The sequence below is a fragment of the Streptomyces sp. NPDC005281 genome, assembly GCF_040607495.1.
GTDB lineage: Bacteria > Actinomycetota > Actinomycetes > Streptomycetales > Streptomycetaceae > Streptomyces.
This window is the reverse complement of the sequence record NZ_JBEXGX010000008.1, coordinates 115,544-142,505: the sequence shown is the minus strand read 5'-3', so window position 1 is coordinate 142,505 and position 26,962 is coordinate 115,544. Positions and strand designations below refer to the sequence as shown.

The 26,962-nt window shown below is 69.5% G+C and carries 23 protein-coding genes; 17 read left to right on the top strand and 6 right to left on the bottom strand.

Annotation, left to right across the window (positions count from 1 at the left end):
• The first annotated feature begins 322 nt into the window (after window positions 1–322).
• The 4 genes from ABZV42_RS14015 (at window position 323) to ABZV42_RS14000 (ending at window position 3,831) form a co-directional block, all read left to right on the top strand.
• Entirely contained in the window at window positions 323–976 is a 654-nt protein-coding gene (locus tag ABZV42_RS14015; protein ID WP_103549594.1) for a response regulator transcription factor, read from the top strand.
• A 6-nt stretch (window positions 977–982) separates the two neighbouring features.
• Window positions 983–2,215, top strand: coding sequence for a HAMP domain-containing sensor histidine kinase (locus tag ABZV42_RS14010; RefSeq protein WP_355981053.1), 1,233 nt, complete (start codon window positions 983–985; stop codon window positions 2,213–2,215).
• A gap of 394 nt (window positions 2,216–2,609) precedes the next feature.
• Window positions 2,610–2,906 (top strand): DUF4193 domain-containing protein, encoded by a 297-nt coding sequence (locus ABZV42_RS14005; protein ID WP_003997302.1) that lies wholly within the window; start codon window positions 2,610–2,612, stop codon window positions 2,904–2,906.
• A gap of 13 nt (window positions 2,907–2,919) precedes the next feature.
• Window positions 2,920–3,831 (top strand): hypothetical protein, encoded by a 912-nt coding sequence (locus ABZV42_RS14000; RefSeq protein ID WP_356052038.1) that lies wholly within the window; start codon window positions 2,920–2,922, stop codon window positions 3,829–3,831.
• A 172-nt stretch (window positions 3,832–4,003) separates the two neighbouring features.
• Here ABZV42_RS14000 and ABZV42_RS13995 read toward each other — a convergent pair whose 3' ends face one another.
• Window positions 4,004–4,480: a DUF3093 domain-containing protein gene (locus tag ABZV42_RS13995; RefSeq protein ID WP_355981058.1), complete on the bottom strand. Its 477-nt coding sequence runs from the start codon at window positions 4,478–4,480 to the stop codon at window positions 4,004–4,006.
• Window positions 4,481–4,538: 58 nt separating this feature from the next.
• Between ABZV42_RS13995 and ABZV42_RS13990 the strand changes: the two genes are divergently transcribed.
• From ABZV42_RS13990 to ABZV42_RS13955, 8 genes are all read left to right on the top strand, one after another.
• Window positions 4,539–5,123, top strand: coding sequence for a PaaI family thioesterase (locus ABZV42_RS13990; protein WP_355981061.1), 585 nt, complete (start codon window positions 4,539–4,541; stop codon window positions 5,121–5,123).
• A gap of 44 nt (window positions 5,124–5,167) precedes the next feature.
• Window positions 5,168–5,659 (top strand): dUTP diphosphatase, encoded by a 492-nt coding sequence (gene dut / locus ABZV42_RS13985; RefSeq protein WP_356052095.1) that lies wholly within the window; start codon window positions 5,168–5,170, stop codon window positions 5,657–5,659.
• A gap of 1 nt (window position 5,660) precedes the next feature.
• The gene (locus tag ABZV42_RS13980; RefSeq protein ID WP_355981064.1) at window positions 5,661–6,425 is read left to right on the top strand and encodes a DUF3710 domain-containing protein; all 765 of its coding nucleotides are present in this window, start codon (window positions 5,661–5,663) and stop codon (window positions 6,423–6,425) included.
• A gap of 428 nt (window positions 6,426–6,853) precedes the next feature.
• The gene (locus tag ABZV42_RS13975; protein WP_356052036.1) at window positions 6,854–8,074 is read left to right on the top strand and encodes an alginate lyase family protein; all 1,221 of its coding nucleotides are present in this window, start codon (window positions 6,854–6,856) and stop codon (window positions 8,072–8,074) included.
• Between the two features lie 319 nt (window positions 8,075–8,393).
• Window positions 8,394–10,937, top strand: coding sequence for an ATP-binding protein (locus ABZV42_RS13970; RefSeq protein ID WP_355981067.1), 2,544 nt, complete (start codon window positions 8,394–8,396; stop codon window positions 10,935–10,937).
• Complete coding sequence (locus tag ABZV42_RS13965) at window positions 10,934–11,617, top strand: response regulator (protein WP_355981070.1); 684 nt, start codon at window positions 10,934–10,936, stop codon at window positions 11,615–11,617. Before ABZV42_RS13970 ends, ABZV42_RS13965 begins: the two co-directional genes overlap by 4 nt.
• Before the next feature lie 148 nt (window positions 11,618–11,765).
• Window positions 11,766–12,164 carry an OB-fold nucleic acid binding domain-containing protein gene (locus tag ABZV42_RS13960; protein WP_078943188.1) on the top strand — a complete coding sequence of 133 codons (399 nt, stop codon included), beginning with the start codon at window positions 11,766–11,768 and terminating at the stop codon, window positions 12,162–12,164.
• A gap of 3 nt (window positions 12,165–12,167) precedes the next feature.
• Window positions 12,168–12,935 carry a DUF3159 domain-containing protein gene (locus ABZV42_RS13955; RefSeq protein WP_356052034.1) on the top strand — a complete coding sequence of 256 codons (768 nt, stop codon included), beginning with the start codon at window positions 12,168–12,170 and terminating at the stop codon, window positions 12,933–12,935.
• A gap of 126 nt (window positions 12,936–13,061) precedes the next feature.
• Here the strand turns inward: ABZV42_RS13955 and ABZV42_RS13950 are convergent, their stop codons facing one another.
• Both ABZV42_RS13950 and ABZV42_RS13945 read right to left on the bottom strand, forming a co-directional pair.
• The gene (locus ABZV42_RS13950; RefSeq protein ID WP_326785033.1) at window positions 13,062–13,742 is read right to left on the bottom strand and encodes a TrkA family potassium uptake protein; all 681 of its coding nucleotides are present in this window, start codon (window positions 13,740–13,742) and stop codon (window positions 13,062–13,064) included.
• Entirely contained in the window at window positions 13,742–14,413 is a 672-nt protein-coding gene (locus ABZV42_RS13945) for a TrkA family potassium uptake protein (RefSeq protein ID WP_326785032.1), read from the bottom strand. Before ABZV42_RS13945 ends, ABZV42_RS13950 begins: the two co-directional genes overlap by 1 nt.
• Window positions 14,414–14,887: 474 nt before the next feature.
• Between ABZV42_RS13945 and ABZV42_RS13940 the strand changes: the two genes are divergently transcribed.
• Entirely contained in the window at window positions 14,888–16,936 is a 2,049-nt protein-coding gene (locus tag ABZV42_RS13940) for an APC family permease (RefSeq protein WP_355981077.1), read from the top strand.
• Window positions 16,937–17,085: 149 nt separating this feature from the next.
• Window positions 17,086–18,414, top strand: coding sequence for a TRAM domain-containing protein (locus ABZV42_RS13935; RefSeq protein ID WP_356052032.1), 1,329 nt, complete (start codon window positions 17,086–17,088; stop codon window positions 18,412–18,414).
• A 344-nt stretch (window positions 18,415–18,758) separates the two neighbouring features.
• Here ABZV42_RS13935 and ABZV42_RS13930 read toward each other — a convergent pair whose 3' ends face one another.
• From ABZV42_RS13930 to ABZV42_RS13920, 3 genes are all read right to left on the bottom strand, one after another.
• Entirely contained in the window at window positions 18,759–18,953 is a 195-nt protein-coding gene (locus tag ABZV42_RS13930; RefSeq protein WP_355981083.1) for a hypothetical protein, read from the bottom strand.
• Between the two features lie 131 nt (window positions 18,954–19,084).
• Window positions 19,085–20,161, bottom strand: coding sequence for a hypothetical protein (locus ABZV42_RS13925; RefSeq protein ID WP_356052030.1), 1,077 nt, complete (start codon window positions 20,159–20,161; stop codon window positions 19,085–19,087).
• Window positions 20,161–20,817, bottom strand: coding sequence for a hypothetical protein (locus tag ABZV42_RS13920; protein WP_355981086.1), 657 nt, complete (start codon window positions 20,815–20,817; stop codon window positions 20,161–20,163). Before ABZV42_RS13920 ends, ABZV42_RS13925 begins: the two co-directional genes overlap by 1 nt.
• 396 nt (window positions 20,818–21,213) lie before the next feature.
• Here ABZV42_RS13920 and ABZV42_RS13915 point away from each other — a divergent pair, with 396 nt between their 5' ends.
• The 3 genes from ABZV42_RS13915 (at window position 21,214) to ABZV42_RS13905 (ending at window position 26,929) form a co-directional block, all read left to right on the top strand.
• Window positions 21,214–23,892 (top strand): glycosyl hydrolase, encoded by a 2,679-nt coding sequence (locus ABZV42_RS13915; protein ID WP_356052027.1) that lies wholly within the window; start codon window positions 21,214–21,216, stop codon window positions 23,890–23,892.
• A 396-nt stretch (window positions 23,893–24,288) separates the two neighbouring features.
• Complete coding sequence (locus ABZV42_RS13910) at window positions 24,289–26,277, top strand: N-acetylmuramoyl-L-alanine amidase (protein ID WP_355981092.1); 1,989 nt, start codon at window positions 24,289–24,291, stop codon at window positions 26,275–26,277.
• 202 nt (window positions 26,278–26,479) lie between these two features.
• Window positions 26,480–26,929 (top strand): helix-turn-helix domain-containing protein, encoded by a 450-nt coding sequence (locus ABZV42_RS13905; RefSeq protein ID WP_355981095.1) that lies wholly within the window; start codon window positions 26,480–26,482, stop codon window positions 26,927–26,929.
• The last annotated feature ends 33 nt before the right edge of the window (window positions 26,930–26,962 follow it).

Below are 26,962 nucleotides of genomic sequence, written 5' to 3'. Positions count from 1 at the left end.
GCTGCCCGCTCTGGGCGGCGACGGTGCCGGACACCCACGCCCGCTCTGCGGAAGCGTTGGACGTACCACAATGTGGTTTGCCACATGCAGAGCGTGATCGCGGGGTGTAAAGCCGTCCTCCCCCCGCTCTCTTCCGTGGAAACCTCAACCCGACGAGAAAATCTCGCATTCCCGGTCCTCCGGACGCGCTTCCCTGGCGCCTCCCCCGTCTTACAGCCGGTTTATGGCCGAAACGGGCAGGATGGAGCTCTCATCCGTGACGGACCTGCCCGCGTGGTGCGCTGAAACGTGCCCGCCGGTGGACAGAGGAAGGACAAGCGACGTGCGCGTACTCGTCGTCGAGGACGAGCAGCTGCTCGCCGATGCGGTGGCCACCGGACTGCGCCGGGAGGCCATGGCCGTCGACGTCGTGTACGACGGCGCGGCCGCGCTGGAGCGCATCGGGGTCAACGACTACGACGTGGTCGTCCTCGACCGCGACCTCCCGCTCGTGCACGGCGACGACGTCTGCCGGAAGATCGTCGAGCTCGGCATGCCCACCCGCGTGCTGATGCTGACCGCGTCCGGCGACGTCAGCGACCGTGTCGAGGGCCTGGAGATCGGTGCCGACGACTATCTCCCCAAGCCGTTCGCGTTCAGCGAGCTGACCGCACGCGTGCGTGCCCTCGGACGTCGTACGAGCGTGCCGCTGCCGCCGGTCCTGGAGCGTGCCGGGATCAAGCTCGACCCCAACCGCCGCGAGGTCTTCCGCGACGGCAAGGAGGTCCAGCTCGCCCCCAAGGAGTTCGCCGTCCTGGAGGTGCTGCTGCGCAGCGAGGGCGCGGTGGTCTCCGCCGAGCAGCTCCTGGAGAAGGCCTGGGACGAGAACACGGACCCGTTCACCAACGTCGTGCGCGTGACCGTCATGACGCTGCGGCGCAAGCTCGGCGAGCCCGCCGTGATCGTCACCGTGCCCGGCTCCGGGTACAGGATCTGATCCACCGTGGCCACCACCCCCGCGCCGCCCGCGGCGCCTCCGAAGCCCACCTGGGAGCCGAGAAGGGCGGAACCGCCCTTCCCCTGGCTGCGCCCCACGATCCGCATACGGCTCACGCTGCTGTACGGCGGCATGTTCCTGATCGCCGGCATCATGCTGCTGTCGATCATCTACCTGCTCGCGGCACAGGCGCTGAACGTCGGCAGCGAACTCCCCTTCAAGATCATTTCCGGTCAGGTCGGCAGCAGCACCTGCAACCTTCCGACGGCGCCCTCGGCGGACGAGCTCAACCGCGCGATGGCCGACTGCGTGAACCAGCAGCGCCAGCACGCCCTGGACGACCTGCTCAGCCGGTCCCTGCTGGCCCTGCTCGGCCTCGCGGTCATCGCCTTCGCGTTCGGCTACGCGATGGCGGGCCGCGTCCTGTCGCCGCTCGGCCACATCACCCGCACCGCGCGTGCGGTGGCCGGCTCCGATCTGTCCCGGCGGATCGAGCTGGACGGCCCGGACGACGAGCTGAAGGAGCTCGCGGACACCTTCGACGACATGCTGGAGCGGCTCCAGCGGGCCTTCACCGCCCAGCAGCGTTTCGTCGGGAACGCCTCCCACGAACTGCGCACCCCCCTCGCGATCAACCGCACGCTCCTGGAGGTGCACCTGTCGGGACCCGGGGTGCCGTCGGAGATGCAACAGCTCGGCAAGACGCTGCTCGCCACGAACGAGCGCAGTGAGGAGCTGGTCGAGGGACTCCTGCTGCTGGCCCGCAGCGACAACCAGATCATCGAGCGCAAGCCGGTCGATCTCGCCGAGGTCGCCTCGCAGGCCATCGACCAGGTGCACGCCGAGGCGGAGGCCAAGGGCGTGGAGATCCGCGGGCTGCGCGCTCCGGTGGTTGTCCAGGGCAACGGCGTGCTCCTGGAGCGGATCGCCCTGAACCTCGTCCAGAACGCCGTTCGGTACAACGTGCCGCGGGACGGCTGGGTCGAGGTCACGACCGACACGGAGCACGGCCGGGCCGTCCTGGAGGTGTCGAACACGGGACCGGTCGTTCCCGCGTACGAGGTCGACAATCTTTTCGAACCGTTCCGGCGGCTGCGCACGGAGCGCACCGGCAGCGACAAGGGCGTGGGCCTCGGCCTGTCGATCGTCCGGTCGGTGGCCCGTGCGCACGGGGGCCACATCGTCGCTCAGCCCCGAGAAGGGGGTGGGCTCGTGATGCGCGTCACCCTTCCCATCTGAGAGCATGTCGCGGACACGCGGCGATGTTCGCTTTGCGCGGAATTTCCGGATCACCCACCCGGGTGACCCGTGTGTGATCGATCACAAGGACGAATTTCGATCCATCCACTCTCCGTGATCATGCAGGCTGTCGGAAAGCCGGGAAAATCCGGGTTTTCAGGGGTCCCGATCACGGGAAGTACACGGTGGGGCGCCTTTGAAGTGCGGCCCTCGGACCGTGTACGGTCCGCATCGCCATCCAAGCCGACCACTCTTGATGAGGCCGGTTGGGTGTCGATTGAGTAACAGACCTTGATGTGAGGCAAAATCTCCGCCTCGGGTCGGGCACAAGTCCGGCCTCTCACGCGTTACGTGCGCTGGAGACACCGCAGACACCCAGAGGGGGAGAGCGACAATGGCAACGGATTACGACACCCCGCGCAAGACCGACGACGACGTCGACTCGGACAGCCTTGAAGAACTGAAGGCTCGCCGGAACGACAAGTCGACCTCGTCCGTCGACGTAGATGAGTTCGAGGCCGCGGAAGGCCTGGAGCTGCCCGGTGCGGACCTCTCGAACGAAGAGCTGGCCGTCCGGGTGCTGCCCAAGCAGCAGGACGAGTTCACCTGCATGAGCTGCTTCCTGGTGCACCACCGCAGCCAGCTGGCCCGCGAGAAGAACGGTCAGCCGATCTGCCGCGACTGCGACTGAGGCAGGGTCGGCCGTGACCGGCTCGACTCCGCCTTGGAAGCGCCGCCTCCTTTCCAGGGCGGCGGACGAAGGGCCCTCCAAGGGCCCTGAAGGCGTGCGTGACGACGAGCGGGGCTCTTCCGAACAGGGATCAGCCTCGCTCGACCGAGCGGGCGTCACAGACGGCCTGACGGCCCCCACGGAGACCTCCTCGCCCGTAGCGAGGCGTCGCGTGGAGGCTGTTCGGGACGGGCTCAAGCGAGGCGTCACGAGGAGCGGCGTCCGGGCCAGGGCGGGCCTCGCGTATGTCACGGACCGCATCATCGACATCGCTCCACGGGTTCCCGTCCGGGACCTGGCCACCCTCCGCGGACAGTTCCCGGGCCTCGGCCCCGAGGAGATCGCGGACAAGCTCGTCGCGGGCGCCGCCGCCGCGACGTCCACCGTCGGCGCCGGGATCGGCGCCGCCGCCATGCTGCCGGTGCCGCCCGCCATGCCCACGGAGCTGGCGGCCGAGATCACCGCCGTCGCCGCGATCGAGCTGAAGCTGATCGCCGAACTCCACGAGGTCTACGGCCTGCGTCCGCAGGGCAACCTCAAGGAGCGCAGTACGGCCTATCTGCACTCCTGGTCGGGCGAGCGCGGCATCGACGTGGCCAAGCCCATGACGATCAACGCCGCGCTGGGCGGCCAGATGAAGCGCGAGCTGCGCCAGCAGATCATGAAGCGAACCGTCCGCGACCTGCCCAACCTGATGCCGTTCATGGTCGGAGCGGCCGTAGGAGCGGTGATGAACCGCCGCGACACCAGACGCGTGGCCGGCCACATCCGCAAGGACCTGCGCAAGATGCAGGTGCCGTGGGACGCCCTTCCGCAACTGCCACCGCTGGAGAAGCCGACGGATCCGGTGCGGATCGGGGAGATTCCCACGGACCTGGGGGACTGAGGCGGCCCGGCGATCAAGCTCGTTCACGCGGCCGGCGCCCGCGGCCGTTCGAACTGTGGCCGTGCGACCGCGCCAGGCGGGTCCCCTCCGTCAGCCGGCATGGCCGATCAGGCGTCGCCGTACCAGCTGTGGTCCGTGACTGTCTCAGCCTTAGGGCCCGCAGCCCGCAGCCTCAGCTCTCTGCGGGTCGGGCCGACTCCCGCGCCGTCTTCAGGGCTGCGGCCAGGCGCTCCGGCTCCCGGGTCGACAGGTACAGATAGGGCGTCGGGTCGGCCGGGTCGGTGACCTGGACGCGCAGCGCCGTGGGGATGTACGAGCGCAGGAGCATGAAGGCGCGGGTGTCGGCCTTGTAGGTCCGCCAGGCGCGCGCTTCCTCCGGGTCCATGATCTCCGTGCCACCGAGGGCCGAGACCGGGATCCTGGCGTCGCCGGCGATCAGCGAGTCACCGACCACGCGGATGCGGATCGAGCCGTACGCACTTGCCGCGACCGCCGCGAACGCGGTACCGCCGACGAGCGCTCCGAGCATCGGCAGTGTGCCGAACGGGAGGAAGACCAGGGCCAGCGCGAGCCCGACCAGGAAGCTGATCGCCCACCACGACCGGGGTGCGGTGAGTCGTTCTTCGTACGGAGAGGCGGAGAGCTGCATGACGCCAAGCTTGGCACGGTGCGAAGACTTGCTGGACGCGCGGGTAAGGTCTGCGGCTGTGAGTGGTACTTCCGCAGCTCTGACGCCTCCCGCCGACGCCGTCGCGCCGGTGCGGCACCCCGACGCGCCCGCCCCCGGAGAGCTCCTCGGGGCACACTACGAACACTGTTTCGGGTGCGGTGAAGCACAGCCTCACGGACTCCATCTGGAGGCCCGTGCCGGGGACGGTGTCAGGATCACGGCGGAGTTCACGGTGCGCCCCGTCCACCAGGGCGCCCCGGGCCTCGCGCACGGCGGTGTTCTCGCCACCGCGCTCGACGAGACCCTCGGCTCGCTGAACTGGCTGCTGCGGACGATCGCCGTGACGGGCCGCCTGGAGACCGACTTCCGGCGCCCCGTACCCGTCGACACCGTGCTGTATCTGGAGGCCGAGGTCACCGCGGTGGCCGGCCGGAAGATCTACTGCACCGCCACGGGGCGGATCGGCGGCCCCGACGGGCCTGTCGCCGTCCGCGCGGACGCCCTCTTCGTCGAGGTGAAGGTCGACCACTTCATCGACAACGGCCGCCCGGAGGAGATCCGCGCGGCGATGAGCGACCCGGACCAGATCCGGCGAGCCCGTGCCTTCGAGGTGAACCCGTGACCCGTAGCCCCGGGGCCAGTGAGCCCCGTCCAGAAGTCGCCGTGATGATCAGGCGCGTCGATCCGGAGGTCCCGCTCCCCGAGTATGCGCACCCGGGTGACGCGGGAGCCGATCTTCGCACCACCGAGAGCCGCGAGCTCGAGCCCGGTGAGCGGGCCGTGCTGCCGACGGGAGTGTCCATCGCGTTGCCCGAGGGGTACGCGGCCTTCGTGCACCCGCGCTCCGGCCTCGCCGCCCGCTGCGGTGTAGCCCTCGTGAATGCCCCGGGGACGGTGGATGCCGGGTACCGTGGGGAGATCAAGGTGATCGTGGTGAATCTCGATCCGCGCGAGTCGGTGCGGTTCGAGCGCTTCGACCGGATTGCTCAACTGGTCGTCCAGCAAGTCGAGAAGGTTCGCTTCCAGGAGGTCGCGGAACTTCCCGACTCGGCGCGGGCCGCAGGGGGCTTCGGGTCCACCGGCGGTCATGCCGCCGTGGACAGCACAACGGGTGGGAATCGATACGCGTCGGTCGTATCCGACCGGGAAGGACAGTGACGTGTTCGGACGTCGCAAGAAGGGCAGTGCCGCCGAGGACGCGGCGGGCGAGGCCGAGCAGGTCGTCGACGGCGTCGACACTGAGGCGGACGAGGACGAGGAGCGCCGGCGCGTGAGGCTCGAACCCGAGCCGCGCCCCGACGGACCCTGGGACAGTGAAGAGGTTCGTGACCCGGCCGAGGGCCGGGTGGACCTCGGTGGTCTGTTCGTGCCCGGAGTCGACGGCATGGAGCTGCGGGTCGAGGTCGCGGGTGACGCGATCGTCGCGGCGACCGTCGTCGTCAACGACAGCGCCGTACAGCTCCAGGCCTTCGCCGCTCCCAAGCGCGAGGGCATCTGGGGCGAGGTGCGCGAGGAGATCGCCTCCGGGATCACCCAGCAGGGCGGCGTGATCGACGAGGTCGAAGGACCGCTGGGCTGGGAGCTGCGGGCTCAGGTACCGGTCCAGCTGCCGGACGGCACGGGCGGTTTCCAGGTCGTGCGGTTCGTCGGCGTGGACGGTCCCCGCTGGTTCCTGCGCGGAGTGATCTCCGGGCAGGGCGCGGTGCAGCCGCAGGCCGCGGGCCTGCTGGAGCAGATCTTCCGGGACACGGTCGTCGTCCGCGGTGAGGGCCCGATGGCCCCGCGCGACCCGATCGTCCTGAAGCTGCCGAACGACGCTCAGATGGTCCCCGAGGGCGTTCAGCAGGAGGACCAGAGCGGCTCACGCTTCTCCGGCGGCATGGGACAGCTCCAGCGCGGACCGGAGATCACCGAAGTCCGCTAGACGGACGAGGGACAGTCGAAGAGACGGGCAACAGAAGGGCCGCATCCTCAGGGATGCGGCCCTTTTCCGTGCGCGGGTTCGGCGGGATCCCGTGCGGGTTCCGGTACACGGTTCGCACGGGTTCGGCGGGATCCCGTCCAGGTCCCGGTACACCGTTCGCGCGGGTTCGCCGGGATCCCGCGCAGGCCCCGGTACACAGTTCGCGCGGGTTCGCATGGCTCCTGTGCAGGTGCTTGTACGCAGTTCGCGCGGCCTCGGAGGGCGGCAGCAGGACCCACCCCAACGAGGTTCCCGTATGTGAACAACGGTTGAGCAGCTGCTCTTTCTTCAGGGCTTGACGGAAGCCTGGTCCGTACCTATGGTCACCGGCCAGCGCTTCATGTTCAGCATCCCGTGTGTAGTTCACATACAAGAATGGATGGCTCTGCATGTCCGACACCCCCACTCGGCATCCCCGCCGACGGCGCCCTGCCTTCCTCCTCACCGTCGCCGCCGCGACCGCCGCCCTGGTCGGCACCCTCCTGTCCTGGCCCGGCGCGCACCGGGCCGAAGCCGCGCCCGCCGCCTTCGTCCACCCCGGAGTCACCGTCTCCAGGGGGCAGCTGGACTTCGCCCGCACCGAGGTCCTGGCCGGCGTCCAGCCCTGGAAGGGCGCCTACGACCAGCTGGCGGCGAGCAAGTACGCCTCGCTCACGCGCACCCCCAAGCCCCGCGCGACCGTCGAGTGCGGCTCGTACTCCAATCCCGACTACGGCTGCACGGACGAGCGCGAGGACGCGATCGCCGCGTACACCGACGCCCTCGCCTGGTACATCACGCGCGACGACCGGTACGCCAGGAAGGCCATCGAGCTGATGGACGCCTGGTCCGCGGTGATCAAGGACCACACCAACAGCAACGCGCCGCTCCAGACCGGCTGGGCGGGCTCCTCCTGGCCCAAGGCCGCCGAGATCATCAAGTACACGTACACCGGCTCCTGGGCCGAATCCGGCCGCTTCGCGACCATGCTGCGCACCGTCTACCTGCCCGAGATCATCAACGGCTCCAACTCCAACGGGAACTGGGAGCTGTCGATGATGGAGGCCGCCGTCGGCATCTCCGTCTTCCTGGAGGACAAGACTTCGTACGACAAGGCCATGGCGAGGTTCCGGACGCGCACCGCGGCGTACGTGTACCTGTCCACCGACGGGTCCGTGCCGAAGACCGTGCCGAGCCAGAACCTCGACACCACCGCGAAGATCGTCAGCTACTGGCAGGGTCAGTCCACCTTCGTCACCGGGCTCACCCAGGAGACCTGCCGGGACCTCACCCACACCGGGTACGGCATCTCGGCCATCTCGCACATCGCCGAGACCCGCCGCATCCAGGGGCAGGACCTGTACGGCACCGACGTCGGAGAGCGGCTGCGCCAGGCGCTCGGCTTCCAGTCGAAGTACCAGCTGGGTGCGGCCGTGCCGAGCTGGCTGTGCGGCGGCTCGCTGAACCTCGGGCTCGGCCCGGTCACCGAGGTCGGCTACAACGCCCTGCACAACCGGCTGGGCATCGCGATGACCAACACCCAGGCGCTCACCGAGCAGAACCGTCCGGCCGGCAGCAACAACCTCTTCGTCGCGTGGGAGACGCTGACACACGGCGACAATCCCGCGTGAACCGGAACCGGGGTCCCATCCGATGAAGGGATGAGGGACCGGGCGTCCGGCCGGGACACCGGCGCCCGGTCCACGGGGATCACCGGGAGGAACCATGAGCCGAGCCGTCACCACCAGCATCAGCACCGCCACCAGCACTGCCACCAGCACGGTCAGCCGTAGGGGACCGCGCCGGGCCTCGTGGAACCGCGCGAGGCCGCGCGGCGCATCAGGGTTGCGTCAAAGAGCTTCCGCGGCGGGACGTTCGTCCCATTCGTCGGGAAACCTGGCCGTAGGGTCGACGCTGCGTACACAGCGGTGACAGGAAGACAATAGGCTCATGGGACGCGGCAAACTTCGGATCTACCTCGGTGCGGCACCCGGCGTGGGCAAGACCTACGCGATGCTCTCCGAGGCGCACCGCCGCGTCGAACGCGGGACGGACTGCGTGGTGGCGTTCGTCGAGCATCACCACCGGCCCCGCACCGAAGTGATGCTGCACGGCCTGGAGCAGGTGCCGCGCAAGGAGCTGGAGTACCGGGGCGGGACCTTCACCGAGATGGACGTCGACGCCGTGCTCCGGCGTGCCCCTGCCGTCGCCCTGGTGGACGAACTGGCGCACACCAATGTGCCAGGCTCCCGCAACGACAAGCGCTGGCAGGACGTGGAGGAACTCCTCGCCGCAGGCGTCGACGTCGTCTCCACCGTCAACATCCAGCACCTGGAGTCACTGGGTGACGTCGTCGAGTCGATAACGGGCGTGCGGCAACGCGAGACGGTGCCGGACGAGGTGGTGCGGCGGGCGGACCAGATCGAGCTCGTCGACATGTCTCCGCCCGCCCTGCGCCGCCGGATGGCGCACGGCAACATCTACAAATCCGACAAGGTCGACGCGGCCCTGTCCAACTACTTCCGCCCCGGCAATCTCACGGCCCTCCGCGAGCTCGCGCTGCTGTGGGTCGCCGACCGGGCCGACGAATATCTGACCGAGTACCGCAGCGAGCACCAGGTCTCCAAGATCTGGGGGTCACGGGAGCGGATCGTCGTCGGGCTGACCGGTGGTCCCGAGGGGCGGACGCTGATCCGGCGCGCGGCGCGGCTGGCCGAGAAGGGGGCGGGGGGCGAGGTCATGGCGGTCTACATCGCCCGCAGCGACGGTCTCACCTCCGCCTCGCCGAAGGAGCTGGCCGTCCAGCGCACCCTGGCGGAGGACCTGGGCGGCACCTTCCACCATGTGGTCGGCGACGACATCCCCGCCTCGCTGCTGGACTTCGCGCGCGGTGTCAACGCCACCCAGATCGTGCTCGGCTCCTCCCGCCGCAAGACCTGGCAGTACATGTTCGGGCCGGGCGTCGGCACCACGGTCGCCCGGGAGTCGGGACCCGACCTGGACGTCCACATCGTCACCCACGAAGAGGTCGCCAAGGGGCGTGGTCTGCCGGTGGCGCGCGGAGCACGGCTCGGCCGCTCCCGGATCATCTGGGGCTGGGCGGTCGGCATCGGCGGCCCCGTGGTCATGGCCCTGCTGCTGAACACCATCGACCTCGGCCTCGCCAACGACATGCTGCTGTTCCTGTCGGTGACGGTCGCGGCCGCCCTGCTCGGCGGTCTGCTTCCGGCCCTCGCCTCGGCGGCCTTCGGCTCGCTGCTGCTGAACTACTTCTACACACCGCCCCTGCACCGGCTGACCGTCGCCGATCCGAAGAACATCGTCGCCATCGTGATCTTCGTGGGCGTCGCCGTCTCCGTCGCGTCGGTGGTGGACCTGGCGGCCCGCCGTACCCACCAGGCGGCGCGGTTGCGGGCCGAGTCGGAGATCCTCTCCTTCCTGGCGGGCAGCGTGCTGCGCGGCGAGACCAGCCTCGAGGCGCTGCTGGAGCGGGTCCGGGAGACCTTCGGAATGGAATCGGTCGCGCTCCTCGAGCGCGCGGGCGATGTCGAGCCGTGGACGTGTGCGGGCAGCGCCGGACCGTCGCCCGCGACCCGCCCCGAGGACGCCGACGTCGACATGCCGGTCGGCGACCACACGGCCCTCGCGCTGTCCGGGCGGGTGCTGCCCGCCTCCGACCGCCGGGTGCTGGCCGCGTTCGCCGCGCAGGCCGTGGTGGTCCTGGACCGCCAGCGCCTCCAGCACGAGGCGTCCCAGGCCAAGGAGCTGGCCGAGGGCAACCGCATCCGCACCGCCCTGCTCGCCGCCGTGAGCCACGACCTGCGCACCCCGCTCGCCGGGATCAAGGCGGCGGTCTCGTCCCTGCGCTCCGACGACGTGGCCTGGTCCGAGGAGGACCGCGCCGAGCTCCTCGAAGGCATCGAGGACGGCGCCGACCGCCTCGACCACCTGGTGGGCAACCTGCTGGACATGTCCAGGCTCCAGACCGGCACGGTCGCCCCGCTGATCCGCGAGATCGACCTCGACGAGGTCGTCCCGATGGCCCTCGGCGGCGTCCCCGAGGACAGCGTGGACCTCGACATCCCGGAGAGCCTGCCGATGGTCGCCGTCGACGCCGGGCTCCTGGAGCGTGCCATGGCCAACCTCGTCGAGAACGCCGTCAAGTACAGCCCCGTCGACCAACGGGTCCTGGTCGCCGCGAGCGCCATCGCCGACCGCTTGGAGGTACGTGTGGTGGACCGCGGCCCCGGAGTCCCGGACGACGCCAAGGACCGGATATTCGCGCCCTTCCAGCGCTACGGAGACGCCCCGCGCGGCACCGGTGTGGGTCTCGGCCTCGCGGTCGCCCGTGGCTTCGCCGAGTCGATGGGCGGCACCCTCAACGCCGAGGACACCCCCGGCGGCGGACTCACCATGGTGCTCACGGTGCGGGCGGTGGAGCGCCGTCCCGGCCAGGCAGACCGATCAGCAGTCGCAGAAAGGCAGGCTTCATGACCCGGGTCCTCGTGGTCGACGACGAGCCGCAGATCACCCGAGCCCTCGTGATCAACCTGAAGGCACGCAAGTACGAGGTGGACGCGGCCCCCGACGGCGCCACCGCGCTCCAGCTCGCGGCCGCCCGTCACCCCGACGTCGTCGTGCTCGACCTCGGCCTGCCCGACATGGACGGCGTCGAGGTGATCAGGGGGCTGCGCGGCTGGACCCGGGTGCCGATCCTGGTGCTGTCGGCCCGGCACTCCTCGGACGAGAAGGTCGAGGCGCTCGACGCGGGCGCCGACGACTACGTCACCAAGCCCTTCGGCATGGACGAACTGCTCGCCAGGCTCCGCGCCGCCGTCCGCCGGGCGGAGCCCACCGGGGGCGGTGAGGACGACGTGATCGTGGAGACCGCCGGGTTCACCGTCGACCTGGCGGCGAAGAAGGTGCACCGCGACGGGCGGGACGTCCGGCTCACCCCCACGGAGTGGCATCTGCTCGACGTCCTGGTCCGCAACACGGGCCGGCTCGTCAGCCAGAAGCAGCTGCTTCAGGAGGTCTGGGGTCCGTCCTACGGCACGGAGACGAACTATCTGCGGGTCTACATGGCCCAGCTGCGCCGCAAGCTGGAGGTGGACCCCTCGCACCCGAAACACTTCATCACCGAGCCGGGGATGGGATACAGGTTCGAACGGTGACGCGATCATGACCGCCGGACCGCCGGACCGCCGGACCGCCGGACTGCTGGACCGCCGGCGCGGTCGCCCGATCGGGCGGAGTCCGGGGCCGGTTCGGTCAGCGGTGCCGCGGGTACGAAGCTGTCAGTGCCCCCGGTACGCTTTCGGTATGAGTGCTGTTCCTCGTTCCGAAAAGCCGGCGGGCCGCTTCCGGCGCATGATGGACCGGCTCTCCTCGTCCCAGGAGGACCTGGAATCCGAGGAGCTGCGGGAGGACACGGCGACCGCGGGCTGCACCCGTATCGGTGACTGCCACGACCGGCAGATAGTCACGGTTACTGGTACCTTGCGCACGGTCACTCTGCGGCCGAGGGCCGGTGTCCCGGCCCTGGAAGCCGAGCTGTTCGACGGCTCGGCCGCCCTGGACGTCGTCTGGCTCGGCCGCCGTTCCATCGTCGGCATCGAGCCCGGACGCAAGTTGATCGCCTCGGGCCGTATCTCGATGAGCCGGGGCCGTAGGGTGTTGTTCAATCCGAAGTACGAACTCAGACCCCTCGGACGGGAGTAGCCGGTGACGTCGCTCGACAAGCCGACCGAAGACGCCCAGGACGCCGAGCAGGATGCACGGGCGGTGACCGAGGCCGCACTCTTCGAGGCGTTCGGCGGCGTGCGGGGCATGGTCGAAACCGTGATGCCCGGCCTGCTCTTCGTCACCATCTTCACGATCAACAAGAACCTGCACTGGGCGGCGATCGCCGCCCTCGCCGTGTCCCTGTTGCTCGTCGTGGTCCGCCTGGTGCGGCGCGACACCGTGAAGCACGCCTTCAGCGGTGTCTTCGGCGTCGCCTTCGGTGTGGTCTTCGCGATGATGACGGGCAACGCGAAGGACTTCTATCTGCCGGGGATGCTGTACACGCTCGGTCTCGCCGTCGCGTACATCGTGACCACCCTCGCGGGCGTCCCGCTGATCGGGCTGATCCTCGGCCCGGTGTTCAAGGAGAACCTCTCCTGGCGCACCCGCAACCCGGGCCGCAAGAAGGCGTACGCGAAGGCCAGTTGGGCCTGGGGCCTGATCCTGCTCGCCAAGTGCGCGGTGCTGTTCCCGCTCTACTGGTGGGGCGACACCACCCAGTTCGGCTGGGTCCTGATCGCCCTGAAGATCCCCCCGTTCCTGCTCGCCGTCTGGCTCACCTGGGTCTTCCTGGCCAAGGCGCCGCCGCCCATCGACGTGTTCGCGGAGATGGAGGCCGAGGAGCAGGCGGAGAAGGAGCGCAAGGCCGCTCTCGCGCAGGAGCGCGGCGACACCCCCGCCCCGGCCCGGCACCGCCGCGAGGCGTGAGCCCGGCCTCGGCCGACGACGCCTGAGCCTGCGGTGCCGCACGCCCGCGGCACACCTGTTGTACGACGAAGGGGGCGCCCGGAGAATTTCCGGGCGCCCCCTTCGTCGTACAACGGGAACGGCTGCCTACTTCGTCGTGCTCGTGTCGCGGCGCACCGACAGCAGGTCCTCGAGCTGCTCCTCACGGGCCTGGGCGGCCACGAAGAGGAGCTCGTCACCCGCCTCCAGGGAGTCCTCCCGGGAGGGGGTCAGGACGCGAGTGCCGCGGATGATGGTCACCAGCGAGGTGTCCTCCGGCCACGCGACGTCGCCGACGGTCGTGCCGGCCAGGGCGGACTCCGGCGGCAGGGTCAGCTCGACGAGGTTGGCGTCGCCGTGACTGAAGCGGAGCAGCCGCACCAGGTCACCGACACTCACGGCCTCCTCCACGAGCGCCGACATCAGGCGCGGGGTGGAGACGGCCACGTCCACGCCCCAGGACTCGTTGAACAGCCACTCGTTCTTGGGGTTGTTCACGCGGGCGACGACGCGCGGGACCCCGTACTCGGTCTTCGCGAGGAGCGAGACCACGAGGTTGACCTTGTCGTCCCCGGTGGCCGCGATGACCACGTTGCAGCGCTGCAACGCCGCCTCGTCCAGGGAGGTGATCTCGCAGGCGTCGGCGAGCAGCCACTCCGCCTGCGGGACGCGCTCGACCGAGATGGCGGTCGGCGCCTTGTCGATCAGCAGGATCTCGTGGCCGTTCTCCAGCAGTTCGCCCGCGATCGAGCGGCCCACGGCACCGGCACCGGCAATGGCGACTCTCATCAGTGCCCCGCCTCTTCTTCAGGGCCCTTGGCGAATGCCGCCTCGACCTTGTCCACTTCGTCGGTGCGCATCATGACGTGCACCAGATCGCCCTCCTGGAGCACCGTCTGGGAGGAGGGCAGAACCGCCTCGCCCAGCCGGGTGAGGAAAGCGACGCGTACACCCGTCTCGTCCTGGAGGCGGCTGATCTTGTGGCCCACCCAGGCGACGGAGGTGTGCACCTCGGCGAGCTGCACCCCGCCCGTGGGGTCGCGCCACAGCGGCTCGGCCCCCGAGGGCAGCAGCCGGCGGAGCATCTGGTCGGCCGTCCAGCGGACGGTGGCGACGGTCGGGATGCCGAGGCGCTGGTAGACCTCGGCGCGACGGGGGTCGTAGATCCGGGCGGCGACGTTCTCGATGCCGAACATCTCGCGGGCCACGCGGGCGGCGATGATGTTGGAGTTGTCGCCGCTGGAGACCGCCGCGAACGCGCCGGCCTCCTCGATGCCCGCCTCGCGCAGGGTGTCCTGGTCGAAGCCGACTCCGGTGACACGACGGCCGCCGAACCCGGAGCCCAGCCGCCGGAAGGCGGTGGGGTCCTGGTCGATCACGGCGACCGTGTGCCCCTGTTGCTCCAGGTTCTGGGCAAGAGCGGAACCTACTCTTCCGCAGCCCATGATGACGATGTGCACGACCGTCCTTCCGCATGAATGGTTACGGCTCAGGCTAAACAGGGTCTCAGACCGCCGCCCAAGCTACACACGCACGGTCGACCGGGGGCATCGTTGCGCAGGTTCGCCTGTGCCTTTTTCGCGGAACGTTCGGGGAACGACGGTGAACGACGGCGACCGATGGTGAACGGCCGCGACCAATGGTGAGCGGCGGCGAACGCGTGGAGCTCAGCGCCGTGTGATGCTGCGAACACTCGCGAGGGTCAGGATTCCGAGGCCGGCCAGTGCGACGGCCGCGCCGATCAGCTCGGGGGTCAGATGCATGGGTCCTCCAGGACGGTCGGGGACGCGGTTTCGTCATATAGACACGTCGATCCACGGGGCTGCGGAATCCGCAGCCGGAGCCCTCCCTGTTTTCACCCGGAGAGCAGATGACGGACCGAAGAGGGACGGCGGGTGGGCGACAGCCAGTTCGAACCCTTACGATTCCCTGTTGTGTCCAAACTGACCGACGTGCCGAAGCGGATCCTCATCGGGCGCGCACTGCGCAGCGACCGGCTGGGGGAAACGCTTCTGCCGAAGCGCATCGCCCTCCCCGTCTTCGCATCCGACCCCCTCTCCTCCGTCGCGTACGCGCCCGGAGAAGTGCTGCTGGTCCTCTCCATCGCGGGCGTGTCGGCCTACCACTTCAGCCCCTGGATCGCGGTCGCGGTCGTCGTGCTGATGTTCACGGTGGTCGCGTCCTACCGCCAGAACGTGCACGCCTACCCGAGCGGAGGCGGCGACTACGAGGTCGCCACCACCAACCTCGGCCCGCGGGCCGGCCTCACCGTCGCCAGCGCGCTGCTCGTCGACTACGTCCTCACCGTCGCCGTCTCCATCGCCTCCGGCATCGAGAACCTCGGCTCGGCGGTGCCGTTCGTGGTGCAGCACAAGGTCTTCTGCGCGGTCGCCGTCATCATCCTGCTCACGCTGATGAACCTGCGCGGAGTCAAGGAGTCCGGAAAGCTCTTCGCGATTCCGACGTACGTCTTCGTCGCAGGCGTCTTCATCATGATCGCCTGGGGCGCGTTCCGCGGACTCGTGCTCGGCGACAGCATGATGGCGCCGACCGCCGAGTACCACATCAAGGCCGAGCACCAGGGGCTCGCGGGCTTCGCCCTCGTCTTCCTGCTGCTGCGCGCCTTCTCGTCCGGCTGTGCCGCGCTCACCGGCGTCGAGGCGATCTCCAACGGTGTCCCGGCCTTCCGCAAGCCGAAGTCGAAGAACGCCGCGAGCACCCTCGCGGCCATGGGCCTGCTCGCCGTCACCATGTTCTGCGGCATCATCGCCCTGGCCATGACCACCAAGGTGCGCATGGCCGAGAACCCCGCCACGGACCTGATCCACAACGGTGTGGCCGTCGGCGCCGGCTACGTCCAGAACCCGGTGATCTCCCAGGTCGCCGAGGCCGTGTTCGGCAAGGGCAGCTTCCTGTTCATCCTGCTGGCCGCCGCCACCGCCCTCGTCCTGTTCCTGGCCGCGAACACCGCGTACAACGGCTTCCCGCTGCTCGGTTCGATCCTCGCCCAGGACCGCTACCTGCCGCGCCAGCTCCACACCCGCGGCGACCGTCTGGCCTTCTCGAACGGCATCGTGCTCCTGGCCGGCGCCGCGAGCATGCTCGTCATCATCTACGGGGCCGACTCGACGCGTCTGATCCAGCTCTACATCGTCGGCGTCTTCGTCTCCTTCACTCTCAGCCAGACCGGCATGGTCCGCCACTGGAACCGTCACCTGGCCAGTGAGACCGACCCGGCCAAGCGCAGCCACATGGTCCGCTCCCGCGCGATCAACGCCTTCGGCGCGTTCTTCACCGGGCTGGTCCTGGTCGTGGTCCTCGTCACCAAGTTCACCCACGGCGCCTGGGTCGCCCTGCTCGGCATGGTGATCTTCTACGCGACGATGACCGCGATCCGTAAGCACTACGACCGCGTCGCCGAGGAGCTCGCCGCACCCGAGGGCCCGTCCGACGACAGCGTCCGGCCCTCCCGCGTCCACTCCGTCGTCCTGGTCTCCAAGATCCACCGGCCCGCCCTGCGCGCCCTCGCCTACGCCAAGCTGCTGCGCTCCGACACCCTCGAAGCCCTCAGCGTCAACGTCGACCCGGCCGAGACCAAGACCCTGCGCGACGAGTGGGAGCGGCGCGGCATCGACGTACCGCTGAAGGTCCTCGACTCGCCCTACCGCGAGATCACCCGTCCGGTCATCGAGTACGTGAAGGGACTGCGCAAGGAGTCGCCGCGCGACGCGGTCTCCGTGATCATCCCCGAGTACGTGGTCGGCCACTGGTACGAGCACCTGCTGCACAACCAGAGCGCCCTGCGCCTCAAGGGCCGTCTGCTGTTCACCCCCGGCGTCATGGTGACCTCGGTGCCCTACCAGCTGGAGTCGTCCGAGGCCGCGAAGCTGCGCGCCCGCAAGCGGCAGGACTGGAACGCTCCGGGCGCGGTGCGCCGGGGCCCGGCTCACGAGCGGCCCAAGGAGCCCACCCAGAAGAACTGACGGGGGCGGGAAGCGCGCCGTGCGCTCGTACGGCGGTCGGGCTTGTACGGGAGGCGTGCCGCGGGCTCGTACGGATGCGCGCCGCGAGCACGTAGACTGGACGGCTGTTGTCCGGCCGTTCCCCCCTTCTCAACTGGAGTCACCCCACCATGCAGGCAGAACCGAAGAAGTCGCTGGTGGGGGACGAGCACGAGGTCGAGATCGGCCCCGTCGCGCACGGCGGGCACTGCATCGCCCGTACGGACGAGGGCCAGGTCCTCTTCGTCCGGCACGCCCTGCCCGGTGAGCGGGTCGTCGCCCGGGTGACCGAGGGCGAAGAGGGCGCGCGGTTCCTGCGCGCCGACGCCGTGCGGATCATCGACGCCTCCAAGGACCGCGTCGAGGCGCCCTGCCCGTACGCGGGTCCCGGCCGCTGCGGCGGCTGCGACTGGCAGCACGCGAAGCCGGGCGCTCAGCGCCGTCTCAAGGGCGAGGTCATCGCCGAGCAGTTGCAGCGCCTCGCGGGCCTCACGCCCGAGGAGGCCGGCTGGGACGGCACGGTGATGCCCGCCGAGGGCGACAAGCTGCCCGCCGGGGAGGTACCGGCCTGGCGCACCCGCGTGCAGTACGCCGTCGACCCCGACGGCAACGCCGGACTGCGCCGCCACCGCTCGCACGAGGTCGAGCCCATCGAGCGCTGCATGATCGCCGCCCCGGGGGTCACCGAGCTCGGCATCGAGGAGCGCGACTGGTCCGGCATGGAGGCCGTCGAGGCGATCGCCGCGACGGGTTCCCAGGACCGCATGGTCATCCTGGAGCCGCGCCCCGGCGCCCGCCTCCCCCTGGTCGAACTCGACAAGCCGGTCTCCGTGATGCGGGTCTCCGAACAGGACGGCGGCATCCACCGCGTCCACGGCCGCGCGTTCGTGCGCGAGCGCGCCGACGGCCGCACCCACCGGGTCGGCAGCGGCGGCTTCTGGCAGGTCCACCCGATGGCCGCCGACACCCTCGTCAAGGCCGTCATGCAGGGACTGCTGCCGCGCAAGGGCGACATGGCCCTCGACCTCTACTGCGGGGTCGGCCTCTTCGCCGGCGCCCTCGCCGACCGCCTCGGCGACAAGGGCGCGGTCCTCGGCATGGAGTCCGGCAAGCGTGCGGTCGAGGACGCCCGCCACAACCTCGCCGCCTTCGACCGCGTCCGCGTCGAACAGGGCAAGGTCGAGACGGACCTCCCGCGCACCGGCATCACCGAGGTCGACATCATCGTCCTGGACCCGCCCCGCGCGGGCGCGGGCAAGAAGACGGTCGAGCACCTGGCATCGCTGGGCGCCCGCAAGATCGCGTACGTGGCCTGCGACCCGGCGGCGCTGGCCCGCGACCTGGCGTACTTCCGCGACGCCGGCTACAAGGTGCGGACACTGAGGGCGTTCGACCTGTTCCCGATGACGCATCACGTGGAGTGCGTGGCGATCCTGGAGCCGGTTTCGAAGTCCGGCTGAGGCCGAGGCCACCGGGCTCACATCCGAACCGGGGTGGCTGTCGCACGACATCCTTCAGGGAGGACCGGGGATGGCCCCGCCTGCGCGGCCTCGATCGCGCAGCGCCATGGCCTGGGCCCGGTCCTCCCGCCCGCCGAAGGACGTAGCGACGCTGCCGGGCCAGGAACGATCACCTGTCCGCAGCTGCCTCTACGAGGGGACCGACCGCTCCGAAGCCTCGGCGGACTTCGTGGGTGAGGTGACGCCAAGGCCCGCTTCGCTCTGTCCGTGTTCGATGGCCGGCAGGCACCTGCGCTGTCCGCCTCAGCCGCAGAGGGGACAGGGTTCATGGCGTGGAACCTGCGTCACTGTCCGCTCCCTGTAACAGGTCGCCGGTCGGAAGGATCGGGCGGTGGTGGCGGGGGTCCGACCTGGCCGATCCGCTGCTCGTCGTAGAGATCCGCCGTGATCTTGTTGGACTGACTGCCCTCGAAGCCGCCGATGAGGAACTCGGCGCGGCCTCGCCCGTCGAAGCGGGACTGTATTTCCGGGTCTTTCATCGTGCGGCTCGCTTCCAGTTCCTGGCTGGCACAACTCTCGACATGCCCTTGAAAACGCCACCTGCCGGCACCACGCCGAGGGCATCCGGGGCCAGGGTGTGTTCTGCCCGCCGCCGCGGAACGATCCGTGATCAGCGGTTGACGGACTGGATCTCCTGGACGTTCATGTCCTGGGTGGTCTCGAACGTGCCGTCAGGCAAGTCCCCTTGTGCGCCGCCGCTGCCCTGCCAGGAGATCCGCCAGGTGATGGACGCGCTCAGCCGGTACGGATTCCCGTCCGTGGCCAGCAGATAGGTGATGCCGCACGGCGGGGTCCGGCCGGTGCCGGCCTTGGTGTATGGGGTGCCGATGGAGCCGTCGTCGTTGATCGAGCAGTCGCCCGAGGCGGGGGAGGTCTCGGCGTCGCCCGTGCCCGGGTTCAGACGGAGGGCGACAGGCTTCGCCGTTGTTTCGGCCCAGACTCCCGCCGCTGCCAGTTCAGCCCGGACCTTGACCTCCTTGAAGGTGCCCTTGTCCAGCCAGACCCAGGTAGGCACGTTCACCGTGGACTTGGCGGCAGGCTTCAGCTCGACCTCGGTCTCCGGAACCTTGATCTTGTCGTAGGCGTAGGCGGCGAGGACGTCAGGGGTGGGGGCGTGCTTGTTGGCGGGGAGCGTCCTGGCGTTCTGCCAGAACAGGGTGTCCTCGCAGTCGTACGACGCGGGGTCGTTCGCGCTGTCCGCATTGATGACCCCACGCCAGAACATGCCGTCCTTGCCGAGGTTGTAGTTCTCGTAGCCGTCCCCGCTGCCGGACTCCGCCTTGCCTTTCTCGTAGTGGCCCACCATCAGATCCTCGCCCCAGCTCAGCGTGGGCGTGACGGGCACGAGGTCCGAGTTGGGGTTCTTCTTGAGGCGGTCCACCGCCGCCTTGAGTGCCTGCGGAGTGGCCACCGGCTCGTACCAGCAGGCAGGGGGCTTCCAGTTGGGGTCCACGGGGGCGAGGACCTTGGGTGAGGTACCCGAGGTGCTGCCGCTGAGCTGCGTGACCTTGATCTGGGTGGCGGTGGCCTTGGCTCTCAGCGTGTTGCCGGATGCGCCGCCTGAACGCGTCGAGGACGGGGGCTTGTTGTCCTGATCTCCGATGGCCCCGTAAGCCGCTGTGGAGGAGAGGACCACCGCGAAGACCGACATGGTCAACAGCGTGCACGTCTTCGCCGTGAAGCTCATCAGCCGCAGGCTCCCGGAACCACCGTCGAGGACGTGGTCTTCCAAACGCCTTGGGGGTTCTTGTCCAGTTTATTGCGGTACTGGAGTACGTTCTCGGGCTTGTCGGCGGTGGTGGTGATCTTCGCGGTCCTGCGGTTCTTCGTGGACGCCTTGCGTTCGTCGACGCAGTAGAAGAGCACGCCCGAGCCGGTGTCGTTGATGTGGACCTGGGGGTCGAAGGCTGTGACGCTGCCGATCAGACTCTCGTCGTCGCCGACGAACTGCTTGATCCACTTATGGGCTGTGACCAAGGTGGCATCCGAGTTGTAGAACGCCACCGCGACGGAATTCAGATTCGCCTCGATGACTGCGGCGTACTCCGACCTCAGTTCCTCCCGTCCGTCGTTCAGGATCGCCTGGAGCTTCGGATCGCTGTTCGTCCATCCTTCGAAGTTCGCCCGGAACTCCTTGGAGAGCGTGATCTTCGGCCGAGTGGCCGGGTCCTGCGACGCCGGAGCGGAAGCGCTCGCGCCGGCCGAGGCCTTCCCGCCGCCGGTGTCCGCCCCTTTGATCTTGTCCGAGGACGAGTCGTCGCCCCTGCCGGAGCCGCAGGCGGTCAGCAGCAGGGCCGTGGATGCGGTGAGCGCGGCTACGACGAGCCGGGCGGGGCGGTTCACTTGGGACTCCTGTTGAGGTGGGGGGTTGCGCAAGTGAATCAACGCTATCTGTGGGGCTTGCGTTGACACCAGTTGGGATTCCGTCGAACCGGGACAACTGACGTTTGACATGGGACGGTTTGGCCGTCGCTGTCTCCGCACCCTGTGCCTGGTTGCCCCGCTTCGGCCGGCCAACTGTGCTCCCGATGGTGTGGGTCGTGTCGGCGTCGACGTCGGAACCCCGGCACCGCCCGGCACAACACCGCCGCCCCCCTGGAGCGCCGTACGGCCCGCTATCGGTCCGGATGAGGAATGTGGCAGGTTCTGTTCAAAGGTTGTCCAAATGGTGGACGGCATCCTGTGTGAGTGGTCGGGTCTCCTGCGACGGCTGTGTCGAACCGTGTTCGGGAGGATCTGTTGTCAGCGACAACTCGCAAGAGACGATTGCTCACGATCTGCGCCATCACCGCGTCCGCCGCCCTCATGGCGATACCCGCGGGCGCGGCGCCCGGCGGGGGCGGCAGCCCCTTCGGGGTCCGGGCCCTCAAGCAACTCGGCACTGAGCACAGGGAGTCCGTGGGTGCCGTTACCCCCAAGGCGGTGGCGGAGGACGACGACGGGAACGAAGCCGACGAGATCGCCGAGGGGGCCGATCAGTACGCGGAGGCCCGTACCTCGCCCGGTGTCGTCGCGCCCGGTGCGTACGGGGCCGCATGGGCTGGGCTTGCCAACATGCCCTCCACGAAAGGCAGCTGGCGGAACGTCACGGATCTGCCGTACAACTCCGACGACTCCCGGTACCGCGACTACGACTCCAACTCCAGTGGCGGGTCCGGCAATGTCACCGGGCGGATGACCGCGATGGCGGCGGGCAGTGACGGGTACGTCTACGCCGGCAGCGCGGGCGGCGGTGTCTGGCGGTCCCGGTCGGGGGGCGGGCACTGGCAAGTCATCAGCGACCGGCTGTCCTCCCAGTCGACCGGCGCACTCGCGCTGGACGGCTCCGGGCGTCTGTGGCTGGGCACCGGCGAGGCGAACACCAACGCGGACGCCTACCTCGGCAGCGGGGTGTACGTGCTGAGCGACCCGCGGCACGGCACGTTCTCCTCGCGCAGCAGGGTCGGCGGGGACGAGCTGGAGAGCACCACCGTCCACCAGCTGAGGTTCGGCGGCGGCAAGGTGTGGGCCGCGACGAGTGAAGGTGTGTGGAGTCACTCCAGCAAAAAGCTGAGCGGCCCCTGGAAGCTGGAGTTCGCGCCCAACCCGGCCTATCTGCCGGGTGGTTCACTGGCCGACGATCCCTCGGCCCCGTACAAGAACATCACCAACGACATCGCGATCGACCCGAGGAACCCCGCCAAGGTGGTCCTCGCGGTGGGCTGGCGCAGCGGCGACGACTACAACGGCTTCTACAGCAAGGGCTCCGGCGGCGGCTGGACACGGATCACCGGCGGTCTGGGTGACCTTCCCTCCGACGCGGACAACGTCGGCAGCGTCACCTTCGCCCGCTCCGCCGACGGCTCCCGCTACTACGCCATCGACCAGTCGCCGGAACAGCTGAACACCAACCCGGACAGCGGGCTCGAAGGCATCTACGTCTCCAAGTCCGGTTCCCCCACTGGCCCGTGGACTCAGATCGCCGACTACAAGCAACTCGCGTCCGACGGTTCGGCCCTCACCTCCAGCGGCTACATGCCGGGTGTGCAGGCCTGGTACAACCAGTTCCTCACGGTCGACCCGGCGAACGCGGAGCATGTGTACGCGGGGCTCGAAGAGGTCTACGAGACCAAGGACGGCGGCGGCAGCTGGTCCACCGTCGGCCCGTACTGGAACTTCGGCTTCTCCTGCTGGAGCATCGACCCGGCCAAGCAGACCGGTGACTGCAACCAGACGACCCACTCCGACCAGCACGGCGTCGCCATCGGCAGCTACCACGGCAGGAGTTACGTCTACGTCGGCAACGACGGCGGCGTCTACCGGCGTCCGGTCGCCGGCTCCCAGGACTCCTCCGGCCACGCCACCGACTGGACCTCCCTCAACGACGGCACCATCGACACCCTCCAGTACTACTCGGTGGGCATCGGCAAGGACCTTGCGTACGGCGGAGTCTCCGTGACCGGCGGACTCCAGGACAACGGCCAGTCGATCCTGCGCGGCAACGACAAGGTGATGGGCTCCGACTTCGGCGGTGACGGCGGCGACACCCTCACCGATCCGGCGAACGGCTGCAACCTCGCCGAGGAGTACGTCTACCTCTCCGTCCAGGTCACGCAGAACTGCGCCGTCAACGACGGAAGTTGGGTGAGCGACCCGAGCAAGGTCACGTCGTACAACGTCGCCCCGGCCGACAACGCCACGAGCGAGGCCCGCTTCATCGCGCCGCTCGCGGCCGACATGAAGAACAGCTCGACGTGGATCGCCGGAGGCCGTCACGTCTGGGTGCAGACGCATGGTTACGCCATCCGCAGCGGCGACGAGTGGACGAGCGTCCACGACTTCGGTGCCGGGCGCACCGCGACCGCCGTCGCCGCTTCGGGCGGCAAGGTGTACGCGGCCTGGTGCGGCCCCTGCAACAACCAGGGCTTCGCGCGCGGCATCTCCGTCGGCAACGTTGGGGGCACCTCCCGGACGAAGTCTGGGGGAGGCACCGGCTGGCACGACGTCACCCTCCCGGCCACCGGCGCGGACGGCACGGTGCCCAACCGCTACCTCAGCGGCTTCGCCATCGACCCGAAGAACGCCGACCACGTCTATCTGGCGGTCAACGGCTTCTCCCGGCACTGGACCGAAGGACCGGGCGCCGGTGTCGGCCACGTCTTCGAGTCGAGGGACGGCGGCACCACCTGGAAGGACATCTCCACCGGCCTTCCCGACGTACCGGCCGACTCCGCGCTCGTCACGGCGAACGGCGGTCTCGCCGTCGCCACCGACCTCGGCGTGGTCTACCGGGCGCCCGGCCGAACGAAGTGGCAGCGCGTCGGCAGCCTCCCGGCGGTCGCCGTGCTCCAGCTGAAGACGAGCCCTGACGGCCGCACGCTGTACGCGGCCACGCACGGACGTGGCATCTACACGTTCAGGGTGCGCGACCTCCGCTGACGCGGCGCCGCCGCACAGCAGCTGTCCGACGTCCGCGGTCTTCGCCGGCGCGGCGACCGCAGGGGGTGATCCCGAGCGTGATCCCGGGCATGGTCCCGGGCTTCCGGGGTCACCCCCGCGTCGGTGCGGCACCGCATCCGCGTGCAGGATGAAGGTGGCGCGTGCAGATCCCAAACACTCTTTCCTCGTTGTGGATTGACGCGCTCGGTGTGCGTTCGTGCCGGGTGCGGGAAGGCGATGATCGCCGCGTACCGTAGGGCGGGCAGGAGTCCTGTCGGGGGTGTTCGCCCCATGGCGATCCCTGGGTTTTCCTCATTTTCCACCTCGAAGTGTCATCGGTTCCGCCGTCCGGCGCACCGATCATTCCTTCCTGTTCGTCCTGGAGTACGGAAACACGTGAAGACGAAGACAACGGCGGACCGTGGTGACCGCAAGCGCGTGGCGCGCCGTCGGCTGGTCGGATTAGCCGCAGCGAGTGCGCTGACCGCAGGAGCGCTGACCGCCCTGATGCCGGCGGCCGCACAAGCCGGTACTGCCGCACAGACCGGAACCGCCGCACAGACCGGAACCGCCGACCGCGCCGGAACCTCCGCGCCTTCCGCGTCGAGTGCGCGGCAGCGGGCCTTCGTGGCCGCCGCCGCCAAGTACCGCGTCCCCGTAGGGGTGTTGCTGGCCGTGGCGTACCAGGAGTCGGCGTGGGACGCCCACTCCGGCCGGATGAGCACCAGCGGCGGCTACGGCCCGATGCATCTGACCGACGTCACTCCCGCGATGCTGGCCGGTGGTCCGGCCGGGGCGGTGGGGCGGGCGGATCTGGCGGACAGGGCGAAGGATCCCGCTCTGCACACGCTGCGGGCCGCGGCGAAGCTCACCGGTCTGACCTCCGCCGAGCTGCGCGACGACCCTGCCGCCAACATCGCGGGCGGGGCCGCGCTGTTGGCCTCGTACCAGCAGTCCGTTTCCGGTCGCCGGTCCTCGGACGCGGGTCAGTGGTACGGGGCGGTGGCCCGCTACAGCGGTTCTTCGCAGCGGCGGAGCGCGAGCGCCTTCGCCGACCGGGTCTTCGCCACGGTCAGGTCCGGGGCCTCGCGGGTGACCCTTGACGGTCAGCGGGTCTCGCTGGCCGCCGACGCCAAGGTCCGTGTCGCGACAGGGCAGTTGGGCAAGGTCTCCCTGGCCGGTGTCGCGGCATCCGCGGCGACCGAGTGCCCGGCGGAGGTCTCGTGCACCTTCGTTCCGGCCGCCTCGTCCAACGGCCAGGTCTCCAGCCGCCCGGCCAACGGCATCAGGATCGACACGATCGTCATCCATGACACCGAGTCGTCGTACGAGTCGGCCATCGCCACGTTCCAGAACGCGGGCGGCGGTTCCGCGCACTATGTCATGCGGTCCTCGGACGGCGCGGTGACGCAGATGGTGCCCACCAAGGACATCGCCTTCCACGCCGGCAACTACTCGGCGAACCTGCACTCCATAGGCATCGAGCACGAGGGCTACGCCGCGCACGGAGGCACCTGGTACACCGAGGCGCAGTACGAGGCCACGGCGTCCCTGGTGCGGTACCTGTCGGACCGCTTCGGCATTCCGCTGGACCGTGAGCACGTCATCGGCCACGACAACGTCGCCGGACCCAGCTCCAGCCTCGTCTCCGGCATGCACTGGGACCCGGGCACGTCCTGGGACTGGGAGCACCTGATGAGCCTGCTCGGCGCTCCGGTGACCGGCGAGCACGGCGTCGGGCCGGTCGGGTCGGCGGTGACGATCACCCCCGGCTTCACCGGGAATCAGCAGACTGTGCAGATCTGCCCCGGTGACGACCCCACCGGCGCCACCCCCGCGTGCACCGAGCAGCAGCAGGCGTCCAACTTCGTCTTCCTGCGCACCGGGCCCAGCGACACGGCCCCGCTCTTCGGGGATCAGGCCGTTCACAAGGGTGCGGCGGGCACCGACCGGATCAGCGACTGGGGTTCCACCGCTCAGGCGGGACAGCAGTTCGTGGTGGCCGGGACCGACGGCGACTGGACCGCCATCTGGTACAGCGGCTCCATGGTGTGGTTCTACAACCCGGGCGGCGTCAACACCACGCCCGCGCACGACGTGACGCTGGTCTCCGCCGCGGGCACCACGCCGGTGGCGGTCTACGGCTCCAGCTACCCCGACCGGGCCGAGTACCCCGCGGGGCTGTCCCCTTCGACGCAGGCACCGATCAGCTACTACACCGTTCCCGTCGGCCAGTCGTACGTCGCCACCCGGCCGCCGGCCAACACCGACGACTACTTCACCTCCGGGGCGGTCGTCACCGGCGCGAAGCAGATGTACACCGTCCAGTACAACCACCGCGTCGCGCTGGTCTATTCGTCGGACGTGACCGCGACCGGCGTGTGACCCCGCCCGGGCCGCGCCCACACCGGCGGCCCGGCGCACCCGTGCCCGGCACATCCCATGATGTGCCGGGCACGGAACAGTCCGTCCGCGGTAGGCCCGAGCACTCCGCTCCCAACTGCTGGGTCCATTTGCGAGACCCTCGTATGCTGGGTGTGTGAGGCGGACATCTTTTGCGAACTGGCCCTGTTCCATCGCGCGCACCATGGATCTGCTGGGCGACTGGTGGACGCCGCTGGTGCTGCGGGAGGCGTTCTACGGGATCAAGCGGTTCGACGCGTTCCAGCAGGAGCTCGGTATCGCGCGCAACACGCTGACCGACCGGCTCCGCAGGCTGGTCGACGAGGGGCTCATGGAGAAGCGGGCCTATCAGACGGACCCGGTGCGCTACGACTACGTGCTCACCGAGATGGGCCGGGACTTCTTCGGGGTGCTGGCCGCCATGAACAGCTGGGGCAACCGCTGGCTCAGCGGGGAGCAGGGGCCGCCGGTCGTCTTCCACCACGACCGCTGCGGGCACGAGAGCGAGGCCGCGGTCGTGTGCGCCGACTGCGGTGAGCCGATGACGGCCGAGGACACCCGTCCGCGGCTCGGCCCCGGCTACCCGCCGCATCTCGCCGAACGTCCGGACATCCGAAGGCGGTTCACCGCCTGAGCTCGATCCCGTTCGCGGATCCGCCTCTGCTCC